The organism is Flavobacterium sufflavum (assembly GCF_004016525.1).
GTDB classification, from domain to species: Bacteria; Bacteroidota; Bacteroidia; order Flavobacteriales; family Flavobacteriaceae; genus Flavobacterium; species Flavobacterium sufflavum.
In genome coordinates, this window is record NZ_SACJ01000011.1 from 113972 (window position 1) to 131717 (window position 17746).

15 protein-coding genes are annotated in these 17746 nt (G+C 34.0%); 12 read left to right on the forward strand and 3 right to left on the reverse strand.

Going from position 1 to position 17746, the window contains the following annotated elements; genetic code table 11:
- Nucleotides 1-51: 51 nt before the first annotated feature.
- Nucleotides 52-1101, forward strand: a complete 1050-nt coding sequence (queA, locus tag EOD40_RS14995; RefSeq protein ID WP_128196899.1) for a tRNA preQ1(34) S-adenosylmethionine ribosyltransferase-isomerase QueA — start codon at nt 52-54, stop codon at nt 1099-1101.
- A 200-nt stretch (nt 1102-1301) separates the two neighbouring features.
- A complete protein-coding gene (gene kynU / locus EOD40_RS15000; protein ID WP_128196901.1) occupies nt 1302-2579 on the forward strand; it encodes a kynureninase in 1278 nt (425 codons plus the stop codon).
- A 179-nt stretch (nt 2580-2758) separates the two neighbouring features.
- Here the strand turns inward: kynU and EOD40_RS15005 are convergent, their stop codons facing one another.
- On the reverse strand, nt 2759-4576 hold the full coding sequence (locus EOD40_RS15005; protein ID WP_128196902.1) for a hypothetical protein: 1818 nt from the start codon (nt 4574-4576) through the stop codon (nt 2759-2761).
- A 156-nt stretch (nt 4577-4732) separates the two neighbouring features.
- On the opposite strand from EOD40_RS15005, the gene EOD40_RS15010 reads away from it, so the two are divergent.
- Nucleotides 4733-6073: an FAD-dependent oxidoreductase gene (locus EOD40_RS15010; protein WP_128196904.1), complete on the forward strand. Its 1341-nt coding sequence runs from the start codon at nt 4733-4735 to the stop codon at nt 6071-6073.
- A gap of 97 nt (nt 6074-6170) precedes the next feature.
- On the opposite strand, the gene EOD40_RS15015 is transcribed toward EOD40_RS15010, so the two are convergent.
- Nucleotides 6171-7694: a helicase HerA-like domain-containing protein gene (locus tag EOD40_RS15015; RefSeq protein ID WP_128196906.1), complete on the reverse strand. Its 1524-nt coding sequence runs from the start codon at nt 7692-7694 to the stop codon at nt 6171-6173.
- Between the two features lie 382 nt (nt 7695-8076).
- Here EOD40_RS15015 and EOD40_RS15020 point away from each other — a divergent pair, with 382 nt between their 5' ends.
- The 7 genes from EOD40_RS15020 (at nt 8077) to EOD40_RS15055 (ending at nt 14619) form a co-directional block, all read left to right on the forward strand.
- Nucleotides 8077-8895, forward strand: coding sequence for a MotA/TolQ/ExbB proton channel family protein (locus tag EOD40_RS15020; RefSeq protein ID WP_128196907.1), 819 nt, complete (start codon nt 8077-8079; stop codon nt 8893-8895).
- 44 nt (nt 8896-8939) lie between these two features.
- Nucleotides 8940-9578, forward strand: a complete 639-nt coding sequence (locus EOD40_RS15025; RefSeq protein ID WP_128196909.1) for an ExbD/TolR family protein — start codon at nt 8940-8942, stop codon at nt 9576-9578.
- A gap of 19 nt (nt 9579-9597) precedes the next feature.
- Nucleotides 9598-10149, forward strand: a complete 552-nt coding sequence (locus EOD40_RS15030; RefSeq protein WP_128196911.1) for an ExbD/TolR family protein — start codon at nt 9598-9600, stop codon at nt 10147-10149.
- Nucleotides 10150-10189: 40 nt separating this feature from the next.
- Nucleotides 10190-10999, forward strand: a complete 810-nt coding sequence (locus tag EOD40_RS15035; protein WP_128196913.1) for an energy transducer TonB — start codon at nt 10190-10192, stop codon at nt 10997-10999.
- A 232-nt stretch (nt 11000-11231) separates the two neighbouring features.
- Complete coding sequence (locus EOD40_RS15045; RefSeq protein ID WP_128196917.1) at nt 11232-12146, forward strand: PstS family phosphate ABC transporter substrate-binding protein; 915 nt, start codon at nt 11232-11234, stop codon at nt 12144-12146.
- A 47-nt stretch (nt 12147-12193) separates the two neighbouring features.
- Nucleotides 12194-13864 carry a tetratricopeptide repeat protein gene (locus tag EOD40_RS15050; protein ID WP_128196918.1) on the forward strand — a complete coding sequence of 557 codons (1671 nt, stop codon included), beginning with the start codon at nt 12194-12196 and terminating at the stop codon, nt 13862-13864.
- Nucleotides 13865-13986: 122 nt separating this feature from the next.
- On the forward strand, nt 13987-14619 hold the full coding sequence (locus EOD40_RS15055; protein ID WP_128196920.1) for a 7-carboxy-7-deazaguanine synthase QueE: 633 nt from the start codon (nt 13987-13989) through the stop codon (nt 14617-14619).
- 43 nt (nt 14620-14662) lie between these two features.
- Here EOD40_RS15055 and EOD40_RS15060 read toward each other — a convergent pair whose 3' ends face one another.
- Nucleotides 14663-15367 carry a class I SAM-dependent methyltransferase gene (locus tag EOD40_RS15060; protein ID WP_128196922.1) on the reverse strand — a complete coding sequence of 235 codons (705 nt, stop codon included), beginning with the start codon at nt 15365-15367 and terminating at the stop codon, nt 14663-14665.
- A gap of 91 nt (nt 15368-15458) precedes the next feature.
- On the opposite strand from EOD40_RS15060, the gene EOD40_RS15065 reads away from it, so the two are divergent.
- Nucleotides 15459-15956: a YkgJ family cysteine cluster protein gene (locus EOD40_RS15065; protein WP_128196924.1), complete on the forward strand. Its 498-nt coding sequence runs from the start codon at nt 15459-15461 to the stop codon at nt 15954-15956.
- Nucleotides 15957-16059: 103 nt separating this feature from the next.
- Complete coding sequence (locus EOD40_RS15070) at nt 16060-17295, forward strand: ABC transporter permease (RefSeq protein ID WP_128196925.1); 1236 nt, start codon at nt 16060-16062, stop codon at nt 17293-17295.
- The last annotated feature ends 451 nt before the right edge of the window (nt 17296-17746 follow it).

The following is a 17746-nucleotide window of genomic DNA, read 5'->3' on the forward strand; positions in this document are numbered from 1 at the left end:
TTTAGTTGTTTTTGAAACTAAAATCTAAAACATACAATTTAATACCTATATATGAAATTATCACATTTTCAATTTGATTTACCTAAAGAACTTCTTGCAGAATTTCCTGCAGAGAACAGAGATGAAGCTCGTTTAATGGTTATTGATCGTAAAAAACAAACTATCGAACACAAAATGTTCAAAGATGTTATCGATTATTTTGACGATGGAGATGTAATGATTTTAAATAATACTAAAGTTTTTCCTGCTCGTTTATACGGAAATAAAGAAAAAACCGGAGCAAGAATCGAAGTGTTTTTGCTTAGAGAATTAAATGCTGAACAACGTCTTTGGGATGTTTTAGTTGATCCGGCCCGTAAAATCAGAATCGGGAATAAATTATATTTCGGTGATGACGATTCATTAGTAGCTGAGGTTATTGATAATACTACTTCTCGCGGAAGAACTTTACGTTTCCTTTACGATGGTTCTTACGAAGAATTCAGAAATAAACTGACTGAACTTGGAGAAACTCCAATTCCTAAATATATCAATAGAGAGGTAACTCCGGAAGATGCTGAGCGTTACCAGACTATTTATGCTAAAGAAGAAGGTGCTGTAGCTGCTCCAACAGCGGGTTTACACTTCTCTAAACATTTATTGAAACGTTTGGAAATAAAAGGAGTGAAATTTGCTGAGGTTACTCTTCACGTAGGTTTAGGGACTTTTAACCCTGTTGAGGTCGAAGATTTGTCTAAACATAAAATGGATTCTGAGGAATTAAAAATCACTCAGGAAGCCTGCGATATCGTTAACGAAGCTAAAGGGAAAAGAAAACGTGTTTGTGCTGTAGGAACTACTTCTATGCGTGCTATTGAAAGTTCAGTTTCTTCTGCAAATACATTGAATCCTTACGAAGGATGGACTAATAAGTTTATCTTCCCTCCACATGATTTTAGTGTGGCTAACTGTATGATTACAAATTTCCATACGCCAAAATCAACTTTGTTAATGATGATTTCAGCATTCTGTGGACACGATTTGATGAAAAAAGCTTATGAAGAAGCTATCAAAGAAAAATATAAATTCTATTCTTACGGTGATGCAATGTTAATCCTTTAATCACCCAAAAGGTTAATTCAATAAAAGAAACTCGTCAGTAATGGCGAGTTTTTTTGTTTTTGTTCGAAATCAGTTCGTAATTAATTCAGTTGATGCCCCGATTTTGTTATGATAACTGTGTTTTTAATTTTCATCTAAGCCTTTGTGATTTAGTTTTTTCTTTTTTAAGTATTTTTACAAAACAAAATCCAAACCAAATTATGATTTTCGAAAACACTAGGGCTTTTGCCCAACAGCTCGACTCTCAGGATAGCTTAAATAAATACAGGGACGAATTTCATTTTCCAAAAGTGAATGATAAGGAGGTGATTTATTTTACTGGAAATTCATTGGGTTTGCAGCCTAAGAGAGCTAAGGCTTATGTTGATGAAATAATGAATGATTGGGCTAATCTGGCTGTCGAAGGACATTTTTATGCCGAGAAACCCTGGTGGGATTATCAGGAACGTTTTGCAAAACCATTGAGCAAGATTGTGGGGGCAAAACCGTTGGAAGTTACCGTTATGAATACGCTTACGGTGAATCTTCATTTATTGATGGTTTCTTTTTACCGACCTACAAAAAATAGATTTAAGATTATTTGCGAAGAAAAAGCTTTTCCTTCTGACCAATATATGTTTCAAAGCCAGGTCAATTTTCATGGTTTAAAACCCGAAGAAGTAATTGTTGAGGTCAAAAGACGTGAAGGCAAACACAACATTCGAACAGAAGATGTTATTTCCAAAATTAAAGAAGTAGGAGACGAATTGGCTTTGGTCTTAATAGGCGGAGTGAATTATTACACAGGACAGGTTTTTGATATGAAAACTATTACTGCTGCCGGACACGAAGTAGGAGCTTATGTAGGTTGGGATTTAGCACACGCTGCCGGAAATATTAAATTAGAATTACACGATTGGAATGTCGATTTTGCCGCTTGGTGTAGTTATAAATACATGAATTCCGGGCCGGGAAACGCTTCGGGATGTTTTGTGCACGAAAAACATCATGATAATCAGGAGTTGCCAAGATTTGCAGGATGGTGGGGACACAATAAAGAACGCCGATTTAAAATGGAAGCTGTTTTCGATCCTATTCAGGGAGCCGATGGTTGGCAAATTAGCAATTTACCTGTTTTGTCTTTAGCTCCTTATCTGGCTTCGGTAGAAATGTTTGACGAAATAGGAATGGATGCGTTGATTGAGAAAAGAGATAGAATCACGGCTTATTTAGAATTTATTCTTCATGAAATTGACAAGGAAGTAACAAGCAGTTTCGAAATTATTACACCTTCAAATCCTTCGGAAAGAGCCTGCCAGTTATCTGTTTTTCTTCATGGAGAAGGACGTAGTTTATTTGATTATCTTATGAAAAATGGGGTGATTACTGACTGGAGAGAACCCAATGTAATTCGGCTGGCGCCAGTTCCACTTTATTGTTCTTTTGAAGATATGTACAGTTTTGGACAAATATTAAAAAGAGGAATATTGGAAAAATAACTAAACCACTATGCAGTTAAAGTGCTTAAAGTCTGCAAGACTAAAATACTAGAAAAAAATACCGCAAATTCGCAAATCATTTAGATTCTGTTTTTTGGTTTTAATTTGCGAATTTGCGGTAAATATTTTAGTAGCTGAAAAAAGGAATAAGTGAAATAGTTTTAAACTATTTTTTGGTGTTATGCCATTTCTAATTTTGGAATTTCAATGTTAAATAATTCGTTTTTGTAAGTATTAAGCTGATTTAAAGCTTCGTTTTTGATGGTTTCAAAATTAGGAACACTAACAAATAATTTTTGATAATATTCGATTCCTTCTAAAAGATTGTTTTTAAATGATTCCAGTTTTTTGGTTTTTGCAGCATTGATTTCTTCAGTAATGGATTGGATATCATTTTTTAAATAATCGATATACATTTTCAATTCTTTTACAAAGAGATTAGGACGGCTTGTATTTCTTAGAATCGTTGCGCTTCCGTAAATATGCTGAATCATTTTTGCAAGTGAAACTTCCTGGTCAAAATAAGCAATATTAGGACCCGGACAAATCACTACGCCTTGATCTTGCCCTTTTATTTTGATGTTGTTTTCTAAATAGGAAGCATTGGCCAGGCCTACGCAAAGGCATGATTTTTCGGTAATGTGTTGCTTTGCTTTTTCGTAATTTTCAATTGAAATCGTATTTCTTTTCTCTTCTAATTCCTCGAGTTTTCCATCCTGATATTTTTTTGAGGCAGTACAAATTCCTTTGCCTTCAGCATCTTTGTTGAGTGCCAGAAACTTTTTTGGACAAGAGCTTCCTGCTTTGTTTTCCTGAATTCGCTTTTGTTTTAATTTTTCATTCGTAGTTCCTCTTAAAGTATTGAAAGGAACTCCCAATGGTGAAATATGACTTAAATACAAATCTTCTTCCTTGGCATTAATTAATAAGTTGCGGGTTGCCTGGTCTACAGAAGTGGCTTCCGGAACCAATAAAAAAGGCGAACCCCAGCCTACAGAATCCACTTGGTAATAATCCAATAAAAAATTGTGTTCTTCCGAAGTACCTACACCACCCTGAACCGTAATTTTTAAATCCAAAGGTGATTCTGGAATTGTCATTCCTTTTTGTTCTAAGGCTTTAATCATTAATTCATGAGCCGATTGAACAAGTTGCTCTTTCTTTTCTCTGAATTCTTCCATGATTGGGCCTAGTAAAAGTCCGTCAGTTGAAAAGGCATGTCCTCCGCAATTTAATCCTGATTCGATACGGTATTCAGAAACCCACAATCCTTTTTTAGCTAAAAAATTTCCCTGAATCATTGCCGATCGGAAGTCGCTTACTTTTAAGGTGATTTTCTTTTTCAGTTGGTTGTTTTCGTCAGGATAAAAGTCGGCGAAGTTTTCAAAATAACTGTACAATCTTGGATTCATTCCGGCTGAAAGAACAACAGATGAGTTTACTGTACTTTCAGCAAAACCTCTAAGTGCAGCGTGGGCATCATTGAAAATTACAGGCAATTGTTCGTCTTTATTGAAATTATCCTTGTCTAATTTGGTCATTATATTGACATCAATGGCACCAGCCGATAAGTGTTTTTCGATATAGTTTTTGATGTTTTCTTTCCAATGAAATCCTTCGTCAATAAGGTTTTGAAGGCCTTTTTTAATTTCAGATTTGTTAGGTAAAAGGTCAATGTAGTTTTCTAAAGCTTCTTTGCTTTCGACTAACTCATTTTTGAAATTCTCAAACTTTTCTTTTACAATTTTGTCTACTAAATTCAAATAAGAAGTAATCCGTTTGGCTCTGTAGTCGGCTACTTTTTGAGATATTTCTTGGTATGGAAGATTGAATTTTTGATGATAAAAAGCATTCATTTTCTCTATCAGTTCGTCATCTGCAATCGAAATCACCGAAGAAATTCCATATTGAGCTACACGAATAGGACTGTCTATCGTGTAAGCCAACCCCATAACTGGGATGTGGAAGCTATGTAATGTTTTTAGATTTTTTGTCATGTTGATACATTCATTATAATTTGTGCAAAGTTTGTAAAATACATTTGTTTAAAAACTGATAAATATCATGTGCGGTTTGTTACGGGGAAAAACAGGAGTTTTGAATGCTGTTCAAATAATAAATCAGTAATTTTGATTAACCTTTATAAGATAAAAATGCAAACTCCTAAAAAAATAGCGATAGTAGGTTCAGGCTTAGTGGGGTCACTATTAGCTATTTATTTAAAAAAAGCAGGGCATGTTGTTCATATCTATGACAGAAGTCCGGATATTAGAAAAATACAATTTTCAGGGCGTTCTATTAATTTGGCGATGTCTAATCGCGGATGGAAAGCACTGGATGGAGTAGGAGTGGGTGATGCAGTGCGCGAAATTGCTATTCCAATGGATAAGCGGGCAATTCATCTTGTGAATAGTCTTAAATTTCAGAATTACGGTCAAGAAGGAGAATCTATATATTCGATTTCCAGAGGGACTTTGAATCGAAAGATGATTGATCTTGCCGAACAAGCCGGAGCAGAATTTTTCTTTGAGCATAAAGTTTGGGACGTGACTTTGGCAACTGCAACTTTACATATTGGTGAGACAGAAAGGGGAGAGTGGGAAGAGAGAAAATATAATATGGTATTTGGCGCCGATGGTGCTTTTTCAAGAATTCGCCATCGTATGCAACGTCAGAGTATGTTTAATTATTCGCAAGAGTTCTTAAATATTGGATATAAAGAATTGAATATTCCGGCAAATGTTGATGGTTCTCATAAGTTAGATAAGAATTCATTTCATATTTGGCCGCGAGGCGAATACATGTTAATTGCTTTGCCTAACCTTGACGGCAGTTTTACCTGTACTTTGTTTATGCCTTTTGAGGGTGAGAATTCGTTTGATTCATTGGTCGATAGAAAAGAAGTGGAAGCTTTTTTCGAAAAAAACTTTCCGGATTCTATCGAAGTGATTCCGGATTTAGCCGAAGATTTTTTTAAAAATCCTACCAGTACTTTGGTGACTATGAAATGTTTCCCGTGGACTTATACTGATAAAGTGGCTTTAATAGGTGATGCTTGTCATGCCATTGTTCCTTTTTATGGGCAGGGAATGAATGCCGGTTTTGAAGACATAACCGTACTTTATGAGATGATTTTGAAATATGGGGAAGATTGGGAAGCTATTTTTTCAGAATATCAAAAATCCCGTAAACCTAATGCTGATGCCATTGCAGAACTTTCGTATCGGAATTTTATGGAGATGAGTTCTAAAACCGCAGATGATAAATTTTTGATGCAAAAGAAAATTGAGAAATGGTTTTCAAGAAAGCATCCTGATAAATGGGTACCTTTATATAGTCGAGTAACTTTTAGTGATCGTCCCTATGTGGAAGCTTTGGCTATTGGTGATTTTCAAAATGCAATTATGGAAGAAGTTTTAAAAATGGATAACATTGATGCAATTTGGGATTCTCCCGAAGTCGAAAATAAGATTTTAGAATTATTGCAATGTTAGTAGCAATCTCAATTTCAAAAAAAACAACAGCAATGTCAAGTTTTGAAATTAAATTTTGACATTGCTGTTGTTATTGATTTTTGTCATTGAAATTGATTTACTTTTTCAGGAATTTAGAAAGAATTCCAAAAGCACCACGAATAAAAGTAGCACTTGTAAGTACTTTTAAAACTGATTTACCTACAACCTCGGTAGTGCTTGGTCCTTGACTGGAAGTTCTGGTTTGAGTCGCTTTACTTTCTTCTTCTTTGGTATTTTCTTCTTCGATAGCAGTAATTTTTTTATTCAACATTTCATAGGCACTTTCGCGATCAATATTTTCGCTATATTTTTTTACCAATTTAGATTTGTTGTTGATTTCCTGAATTTCGCTTTCGGTTAAAATGTCCATTCTGCTCATTGGTGCCCGAAGCATAGTGGCTGCTAATGGAGTAGGAGTTCCTTTTTCGCTCAATGCAGTTACCAGGGCTTCTCCAATTCCAAGACTTGTTAACAGTTCGCTGGTGTTATAGAATTCAGAGCTTGGGTAATTATCAGCTGTTTGTTTTATGGCTTGTCTGTCATTGGCAGTAAAGGCTCTCAGGGCATGTTGGATTTTTAAGCCTAATTGAGCCAGGATTCCGCTGGGAACATCCATTGGGTTTTGAGTGATAAAGTAAATTCCAATTCCTTTAGAACGGATTAATTTTACAATAGTTTCAATTTGTTCCAATAGCGCTTTGCTGGCTTCTTTAAAAATTAAATGGGCTTCGTCAATAAAGATGACTAATTCAGGTTGGTCAGCATCGCCCTTTTCAGGCATTTGCTGGTAGATTTCTGCCAGTAGGCTTAACATGAAAGTGGAGAATAATTTGGGTTTGTCCTGAATGTCTGTTAAACGAAGGATGTTTACGTATCCCTTTCCGTTTTCATCAATTCGCATTAAATCCTCAATATCAAAAGACATTTCTCCAAAAAACAATTCGCCACCCTGTTGTTCTAATTCGATAATTTTTCTCAGAATAATCCCTGTTGTTGAAGTCGAAATTTTGCCATAACTCTCCGTGATTTCATCTTTACCTTCTTCGGTAATGTAATTAATGACTTTTTTGAAATCTTTAAGGTCAAGTAAAGGCATTTTATTGTCGTCACAATATTTGAATATAATAGCAACAACACCTGCCTGGGTATCGTTTAAGTCTAATATTCGGGAGAACAATACTGGGCCAAATTCAGATACAGTTGCTCTCAAGCGCACGCCATTTTGTTCGGATAGACTTAGTAATTCTACCGGGAAACTCGCCGTTTTATATGGAATGTTGATTTTGCTGTGTCTTTCGGTGATAAAAGATTTTTCTTCTCCTTCTTTAGCAATACCGCTAAAATCTCCTTTGATATCCATCATTAATACAGGAATTCCAAAAGATGATAATTGTTCGGATAAGACTTGGATAGTTTTCGTTTTTCCGGTTCCTGTTGCTCCAGCAATTAGTCCATGTCTGTTTAATGTCTTTAAAGGGATTTTTATTTGAGCATTATTTAAGGCTTCTCCATTTAAAATTGCTCCTCCAAGTAGGATGCTTTCTCCTTTAGATTGGTATCCTTCATTGATGTTTTGTATAAAATTCTCGGTGTTGCTCATGATAGATTATTGTTGTTTTTAGGTTGTGTTATAGCGTTTTTGATGTTTCTGGGAGTTGTTTATTTAGTATTTACTGTAATTTTAAGCCTTTTTTTTTGTTAAATGTTGAAAAAAAATAATTTTATATTATGAATTTGAATGTTGAAATATTACTGTATATAATCACAAATTAATAATTTTTTTTGTCAATATCTTCGAATTTCTTTGCAGAAATTGATAAAAAAACAAAGCTTGTGTTTTTTTTATATTATTTTCTAATTGATTAATTTTAATATAACGAAAAAAAATTTTTTTATTTGAACGAAACATATAAATTTGCGGGACTACAAGTTAATTATAACTAGAAAATAAATTATTTAAAACTATTAAAATTTAAAAAAAAATGGCAAACGTTAAAAAAGAAAGCAGTTCAAAAGGAGGAGGAATGGTTTCAGGAATCATTATTTTATTATGTGTGGCGGTAGGAACTGTGATTTGGAAATTTATCATGGGATCACCAGCTAACTTTGAGGGTGGAAATCCAGAAACAGGACACCCAATTAATACTTTAGGTCAGGTTTACAAAGGAGGATTTATAGTTCCAGTTTTATTAGGGATGTTATTAATGGTAATTACTTTCTCTATTGAGAGATTCTTCGTGATTTCTAAAGCAGCTGGAAAAGGTAACTTAGACGCTTTTATGGCTAATGTACAAGCAAGTATTAAAGGTGGTCACATTGAAGATGCTATTGCTGCTTGTGACAAACAACAAGGTTCAGTTGCAAATGCAATTAAATCAGCATTAGTGAAATATCAAGATGTTAAAAAAGAAGGATTCAACAGTGAAGAAGCTTCTGAAACTATTCATAAAGAAATCGAAGAGGTAACTTCTCTTGAAATGCCAATGTTGGAGAAAAACATGACTATTATTTCTTCATTAGTATCTTTAGGAACTCTTGGAGGATTATTAGGAACAGTATCTGGTATGATTAAAGCGTTTGGTGCGTTAGCTTCTGCTGGAACTCCTGACCAAGCTGCTCTTGCAACAGGTATCTCTGAGGCACTTATCAATACTGCAACAGGTATCTCTACTTCTATCTTAGCTATTGTTGCTTACAACTTCTTTACTGCAAAAATTGACGATTTAACTTACTCTATTGATGAGGCAGGTACTACAATCGTTAATACTTACAGAAAATTCAGAGGAAGTTTGAAACAATAATCATTTTTGATATCATATTTATATCAAAATAAAAAACAAAAAGAATGGCTAAAATAAAAATGAAAAAGAAGTCGACATCGACAGATATGACGGCGATGTGTGACGTTGCGTTTCTTTTGCTTACCTTCTTTATTTTGACAGCTACAGCTAAAGTTCCTGAGGCATTGCCTGTGGATACACCAGCATCTACTGTACAAACAAAATTACCTGAGTCTGATTTAGCAACATTAACTGTTGGTAAAAAAGATGGAAAAGATAGAGTTTTCTTTGACTTGAAAGGTAGAGATGTTCGTAAGAGAACCCTTGAATTAATGGGGGATAAGTTTGGTGTTACTTTTTCTGAAGAAGATAAAGAAAAGTTCGCTTTGATGACTGATTTTGGTGTGCCAATTCAAAATCTTAAGCAAATAATTGACATGAAGGCTTCTGATCGTGTGAAAGCAGATCAACCTGGTATTCCAATGGACTCATTGAATAATCAAGTAAAAGAGTGGGTTTATAATGCTCGTATTGCTAACAATGAATTTAATAATGCAAAAGGTAGCAAGCAAGAATTACAAATTGCCATTAAGGGAGATGCTAAAGAAGAGTATCCGGTTATTAAAAAAGTAATGGATATTTTGCAAGATCAACATATCAATTCTTTTAGTTTGGTAACAGGATTAAGAGGGAAAGATTTTTAATTAAAAAAAATATACTAAAATGGCTGAATTAAATACCGGCGACAGTGGTGGTGGTAAAGGCGGCAAGGTAAGAAGTAAAAAGCAAAATTCGAAGGTAGATTTAACTGCCATGGTGGATTTAGCGTTCTTGCTTATCACTTTCTTTATGCTTACTACTTCGTTGTCAAAACCTCAATCGATGAGTTTGGGGTTGCCAGATAAAGATCCTAAGGATAAAACTGAGGATATGAAGGTTGATGAGAATCGTACGATGACTGTATTGTTAGGTGAGAAAGATAAGATGTTTTTTTACATGGGGTTAGTTAATAATCCTATGGCTCCAAAACTTATCGCTTACGGTAAAGACGGAATTCGCAAGGAATTACTGAAAAGGAAAAAAGATGTTGCTGCATATACTGCTGCAAAAGGAAAGCCTGAACAGGGTATGATTGTTATTATTAAGCCTGGTAAAAAATCAACTTACAAAAATGTGGTTGATATTTTAGATGAAATGGCTATATCTTCAATTCCTACATATACAATCGTTAATGATTTTTTACCTGAGGAACAAAAATTGTTAGAAGGAAAATAAGAGCAATCTTGTTTTCTTAATAACCTAATAATTAAGAAAAATGAAATTAGATATATTAAAAAACCAATGGGTTGAAATTGTTTTCGAAGGTCGTAACAAACTCTATGGTGCTTATGATTTAAGAAAATCTAACCGTAAGACTACTGTTAAAGCGCTGCTTATTGGTGCTTTCTTTTTTAGTTTGGCAGTTAGTGCTCCTCTTATTATCAGTTTGATTCCTAAAGGAAGTGAAGAAGATAATTCTCTTAAAGAGGTTAAACTTACTAATGTAAAGTTACCTCCAAAGAAAGTAGAGCCGCCTAAATTGAATGCGCCACCTCCTCCACCACCTCCTCCAGCAGTAGATCAGGTGAAATTTGTTAAACCGGTGGTTGCAAAGGCAGAAGATGTGGTTGAAGAACCACCAAAGATTGAGGAAATTAAAGATAAAAAAACAGGTACTGAAACTATTAAAGGAGATCCTGATGCAGTATTAACTGTAGCGCCTGCTGGAACTGGTCCTAAAACGAGCCAAGTTGTTGAAGAGGTAGATGATCAGGTTTATAGTACTGCAGGTATTGAGGTTAAACCTGATTTTCCTGGAGGTATTGAAAAATTCCTTGGGTTCGTAGGTAAAAACTACCGTGTTCCTGAAGAAGAAGGGTTAAAAGGAAAGGTTTATGTTTCTTTTGTTGTTGAAAAAGATGGTTCGTTAACAGATATTAAAGTATTAAGAGATATCGGTTATGGAACAGGAAAAGAAGCGATAAGAGTTTTACAAAAATCACCTAAATGGAATCCAGGTATTCAAAATGGAAAACCAGTTAGGGTACAATATTCTTTGCCAATTTCTATTCAAAGCCAAGAATAATGTTTGAAAAAATTATTACAAATATTAAGAAGAAATCGCTTAAAGAGCGATTTCTTCTCGTTATAGCCGTTTTGTTTTTTTTGATTTATTTGATTTTGGGTTTAATGGTTTTGTTTATGACAAATTTACCAATGAATATGCCAACGAATTACAGAATCGCTTTTGGGGTACTTTTGATAGTGTATGCTATTATTCGTTGTGTGCGAATCATTAATGATAATAAGGAAGAGTCATGAAAAAAATAATATTGTTATTGTCTGTATCTTTTGTTTTTGTAATTGGATCACTTGTTTCATGTAAACAATCGGATTCGCAAAGTAATAAAGAAACTATACTTAAGGGTAAAACAACTTTATTGGTTGATGAGACTGTCAAGCCATTAATTGAGGATCAAATAGCGGTTTTTGAGAGTACTTATAATAAAGCTAAGATTGTCCTTGAAGCTAAGTCAGAAAAGGAAGCAATGCAGGCATTTCTTAAAGATACTTCCAGGATAGTTGTTTTGTCAAGAGAATTAAGTACCGATGAAACAAAGATTTTTGAGCAATTAAAGATTAAACCTAGAACTACAAAAGTTGCAACAGATGCAATTGCTTTAATTTCGAATAAAAAAGATTTGGATACATTAATAGCGATGCAAGATGTTGTTGCATTTTTGAAAGGAAGTATGCAAACAAAGATTAAAGGTTTGGTTTTTGATAATCCTAATTCAAGCACTGTTCGTTATATGACTGCTTTAGCCGGAGTAAAGGAAGTTCCTCAAAATGGGGTTTATTCTTTTAAGTCAAATGAAGAAGTAGTGAAATTTGTTTCTGAAAACGATGGGATGATTGGGGTTGTTGGTGTGAATTGGTTATTTCAGCCTACGGTAAAGATTAAAGATTATTTAACTAATATTAACGTTTTAAGCGTAAAAGGATTAAATAAAAATTCTTATTTTGCACCTACACAAAATAATCTGGCAGAAGGGACTTATCCTTTGGCACGTGATTTGTTTATTATCAATTGTCAGGGATATTCAGGTTTAGGAATGGGATTTGCTTCATTCTTAGCCGGGGAAATTGGACAAAGAATAGTGTTGAAATCAGGTATGTTGCCTACAACTATGCCGGGTAGAAAGATTCTTATTATAGACAAAGAGAATTAGAAATAAGGAAACGATTAATGGAAATGAATAAATTAAATAAAGTTACAATGAACAAATTTAAATTTTTAAGTGTTGCAGTTTTTGCTTCAGTTTCTGCCTTACAGGCACAAAATATTGATGAAGTAAAAAAACAGATTGATGCAGAACAATTTCAAAAAGCAAAAACATCTTTAAAATCAATTATAAAAGCCGACCCATCTGCGGGTAAAGCTTATTTTCTTTTAGGAAATATTTATTTGAATCAGAGTGTAATCGATTCGGCTAAGATTGTTTTTAATGATGGATTAAAAGCTAAAGATGCACCTCATTTTAATAATATTGGATTAGGTCAAATTGATTTAGAGAATAATGATGCTACTGCTGCAAAAGCTAAGTTTGAATTAGCTAAAAGCCAGGCACGTAAAAAGGATTTTGATGAATATATTTATATAGCTAAGGCGTATATGGATAATTCTCATCCTGATTATAAAGCGGCTCTTGCAACTTTAGCTGTTGCTAAAGAGAAAAACCCAACTGAACCACAAGTTCTTTTAGCTTTGGGAGATGCTTTTTATGGAGATAAAAATCAAAATGAAGCTTTCTCAGCTTACCGTAATGCTTTTCAGGCAGACAATACTTTGATTAGAGCTAAAATGCAATTGGGAGTATTGTTAAAGGGTGCAAAAGCTTATCAGGAAGCGGTAGCTGCATACAATGAAGTAATTGCTTTAAGTCCTAATTATGGTCCGGTTTATAGAGAGTTAGCTCAAACGTATTACTACTGGGCACTTAATGTTCCTGGACGTTACGACCAATACATTAAACAAGCATTGACTTATTATGAAAAATACATGTCGCTTACTGATTATTCATTGGCTTCCCGTATGCGTCATGCTGATTTCTTGATTTTGGCTAAGGATTACAAGGCTTTAGAGATTGAGGCTAATAAAATGAAAGAATTGGATAATGTAAATCCAAGAATTTATAGATATTTAGGGTATGCTGCTTTTGAAAATGGTAATTATGATGCTGCCATTTCTTCTTTACAGAGCTTTGTAAATAATCCGTCAAATAAAGTAATTCCTTTGGATTATTTATATTTAGGTCAAGCCAAAATTAGAAAAGGAACTAATGCTGATGGAACGGCCGTTGATGCTGCTTTGTATGCTGAGGGTATAGCATTTATTAACAAAGGAGTTGAGCTTGAGCCTTCTGTAGCAGATGGTTTAGGAGATTTAGGGAAAAAGTTCTATGAGAAAAAAATGTTTAAAGAAGCTGCAGCTATTTTAGAAATTGCAACATCTTATAAAGAGAGTAAATCATTTTTAATTGATAATTTCTATTTAGGAAATTCTATTTATTTTGCTAATGCAGGGAAACCGGTAGCAGAAAGAGATATGATTGCATTGAAAAAAGCTGATATTGCTTATGGACATGTGATAGAAGCTTCTCCTGAAACTGTAGATGCTTATATTTCTCGTGCAAGAACAAATAGTTTATTAGAGGATGATCAGGCGATGATTAAATATTACCAAGAATATATTGATCATATTACTGCTAAAGGTCCTGAAGAATTAGCTAAGCCTACTGTGAAAACAAAGTTAGTTGAGGCTTATAATACTATGGCTGCAGGATATGCAAACTTTGACAAGCCAAAAGCAATTGAGCATTTTAATAAAACGCTTGCTTTGGATCCGGCTAATAAATATGCTACTCAATCATTGAAAACACTTCAATAATTTTATTTTAAAATAGGAAAGCCGGTAGAAATACTGGCTTTTTTTATGCACATTTGTTAAGCTATTGATAAATTAAGTAATCTCTTTACAAATTCGTTATCTTTGCACCCTAAATTATAAAAATGCTATCAAAAGAAATTCAATTAGAAGTGAACAAAGGTGCTATGTTGCCTTTGATGGAGGAATTTTATACCATTCAGGGAGAAGGATTTCATACAGGAACAGCGGCTTATTTTATTAGAATCGGTGGTTGCGATGTTGGTTGTCATTGGTGTGATGTTAAGGAAAGTTGGAATGCCGAATTGCATCCTCCTACCAGTATTGATCACATAGTTGATAATGTCAGTAAATATGCCGATACCGTTGTCGTAACTGGTGGAGAGCCTTTAAGCTGGGATATGTCTTTGTTGACTTCTAGATTGAAAGATAAAAATTTGAAAGTACACATTGAAACTTCTGGAGCATATCCGCTTTCGGGAACTTGGGATTGGATTTGTCTTTCGCCTAAGAAAAATAAATTACCAACTGAAACCGTTTATAGCGCTGCTCATGAATTGAAGGTGATAATTCACAATAAGCATGATTTTATTTTTGCAGAAGAACAAGCGGAATTAGTAAACGATAAGGCTATATTGTTTTTGCAACCGGAGTGGAGTAAAAAGGAAGAAATGACTCCGTTGATTGTAGAGTATGTAATGAATAATCCAAAATGGAGAGTGTCATTGCAAACACATAAATATTTGAATATTCCGTAAAACAAAAAAGCCAAATAGATTTTTATTTGGCTTTTTTGTTTTTTTATAAGTTTAATCGAGCTAAGTAGTCATAATGCTCACCTTCTAAAATTAATTCACATTGCAATCCATTGTCATTTGCAGCATTTTGAAGTGTGTTGTAATCAAGATAAAGCCATGGAAATGAATCTTCTTTTTCTCCTTTATAACTAACGGTAAATTCTAATTCGCCATAATAAGCATTCGCTGGAACTTCATATGCCCCGTCTTCATCTTCGTCAAACATGTAAATGATGTCCGAACTGTCAATCAAAATTTGTCCTCCGGGATTTAATAAGGATTTTAATTTTTGAAGAAACTTAGGAGTATTTTTTAAAGTGCCAAAAATACCTGTGCCATTCATAAGTAATAAAATAGTATCGTACTTTTCATTTTCTAAAGTCAGGATGTCTTGGACCAAAGCTTTTTTTATACCGCGTAGTTGACAGGCTTTGATAGCATTTGCTGAAATGTCAATTGCGGTTACGTCTAAATTTCTTTCGTTTTGTAAATACAAACTATGGCTCCCTGCGCCGGCACCAACATCCAGTGTTTTTCCTTTGGCTAATTGCAATGCTTTTTGTTCTATAGTAGGCATTGCTTCGAAATTTCGAAATAAATAAGAAACACTCATTTCGTCTTCTTCCGAAATAGTGGTTTCAGTAATTAAATCTTCTGGAGAATTATTCGTTTGATAGTCAAGAATGGCTTTGCCAAATAGGTCTTTCATAATAGTTTTATTGGGTAATGTGGTAAATTGTTTGCCGATTTGAGTAATTTTGGGGCGTTGTTTTTAAATAAACGGAAAATCAAATTTGCAAATGCTCAAACCATCTTTAAACGATCTCGGAAAACTAGCCAAAGATAAGCAACTTGAAAACAAAAAGTATTTTGATAAGCTTAAAAAGAAAACACCAAAGAATTTAGATTGTGTAATGCAAGATTTACATGATGCTGAATTTAAGAAAACGGATTGTTTAGAATGTGCTAACTGTTGTAAAACTACTGGTCCGTTATTTACTTCTGCCGATATTGAACGAATTTCAAAACATCTAAGGCAAAAACCACAGCAGTTTATTGAGCAATATCTTCGCATAGATGAAGATAAAGATTATGTTCTGCAAACTGTTCCTTGTTCTTTTCTGGATTCGGATAATACTTGTTTTATTTATGATGTGCGTCCAAAAGCCTGTCGGGAATTCCCGCATACCGATAGAAAGAAGTTTCAGCAAATAACCGATATTACTTTAAAGAACATACCAATTTGTCCGGCGGCTTATAATATTGTAGAGGAAATGAAAAAGAAAATGCCTCTTTAATATTTATATTGTTAACGCTGGATCTGGTATATAATATGGTTGGATTAGTGAATGGCTAAGAATAAAGCTGTATTTTTGGACATCAATTTTGAAAACAGATCACTTGAATTTAGAATATTTCATTGCCAAAAGACTCATTACAGCTAAAGATAATAAAAGTAGCATATCTGCGCCTATTATAAAAATTGCAATTTCGGCTATTGCTATCGGAATGATCATGATGATTGTGTCGGTGGCTACAGGAATTGGGCTTCAGCAAAAGATTCGGGAAAAAATTTCCGCATTCAACGGACATATTATTATTGCTAATTTTGATAATAATCAATCTGATGCTACTTTGGTTCCGGTTTCTAAAAACCAAAAGTTTTATCCTAAATTTAGTTCAGTGCCCGAAGTGAGCCATATCCAGGCTGTTGCCAGTAAGGCGGGAATTATAAGAACTGCCGAAGCTTTTGAAGGAATTGTTTTTAAAGGAGTGGGGACAGACTACAAATGGGATAATATAAAGGAGTATCTGGTTTCGGGTAGATTGCCTAATTTATCTGCGAGTCTGAATTCGGAAGTGTTGATTTCTCAGTTTCTGGCTAATAGGTTAAAGCTTAAAGTAGGCGATGAGTTCAATACCTTCTTTATGAAAGAAGGGCAAAATAAATTACCTAATATAAGGAGGTTTAAAATCGTTGGAATTTTTAATTCAGGTTTTCAGGAATTTGATGCGACTTATGTATTGGGAGATATACGACATATTCAGCTAATTAATAAATGGAAGTCAGATCAGGTTGGTGCTTTTGAGGTTTTTGTAAATGATTTTGATAATATCAAGACTGTTGGAGGACAGGTTTACGAGCATACCGGTTCAACTTTGGATTCGCAGACGATAGTTGAAAAATACAGTTATATTTTTGAATGGCTTCAATTGTTTGATTTTAATATTGTGGTCATACTTATTGTAATGATATTAGTGGCGACAATCAATATGGTTGTGGCATTGTTGGTTTTGATTTTAGAGCGAACACAAATGATAGGAATTTTAAAAGCAATAGGTGCTAGTAACTGGGCAATCCGAAAAATGTTTTTGTATAATGCTTCTTATTTAATATTCCGAGGCTTGTTTTGGGGGAATCTAATAGGTGTTGCGATTCTCTTAATTCAAAAGTATTTTGGAGTAGTTGAACTTAATCCGGAGAATTACTATGTAAATCAAGCGCCGGTTTATATAAATGTCGTTTATATTATACTATTAAATGTATTAACGGTTGGGGTTTGTTTTCTGGTTTTGCTGATTCCTTCTTATATTATTACTAAAATAACCCCGGTAAAAGCAATTCGATTCGATTAATTAAGTGTTGATTTATTGTGTAAAGAGACTAAAACGGTATTTTATAACTGTTTTAGTCTTTTTTTATTAGTAGCTATTTCCCGCTATTCTCTACAATCTTTCTTGTCAAACCCTGGCAAGAAAGGATTTTCGTTGCTGTCGGGGCTAGGGAAAAGGCTAGAAAAGATGATTTTGTTCTTGAAAACGGCTAAAATCTTTCCTTGTTGTTATGTGGTAGAGTCTAATTAATCACTGTAAAAAGGCAAAATAAACTTCGAGTCTTTAAAATGCTTGAAAATCACGTAATTTAAACTTCATGTTATCAGTAGATTAAAAAATAGTTTCAAAATACTTTCGAAAAGCTATTGTAGAAACGAATAAAGGTTCTACTTTTGCACCCGCAACAACGCATACGTTCTTTAAAATACTGACAAACATTAAATCGGAATTAGAGATTTATTTCTTTAAAAAA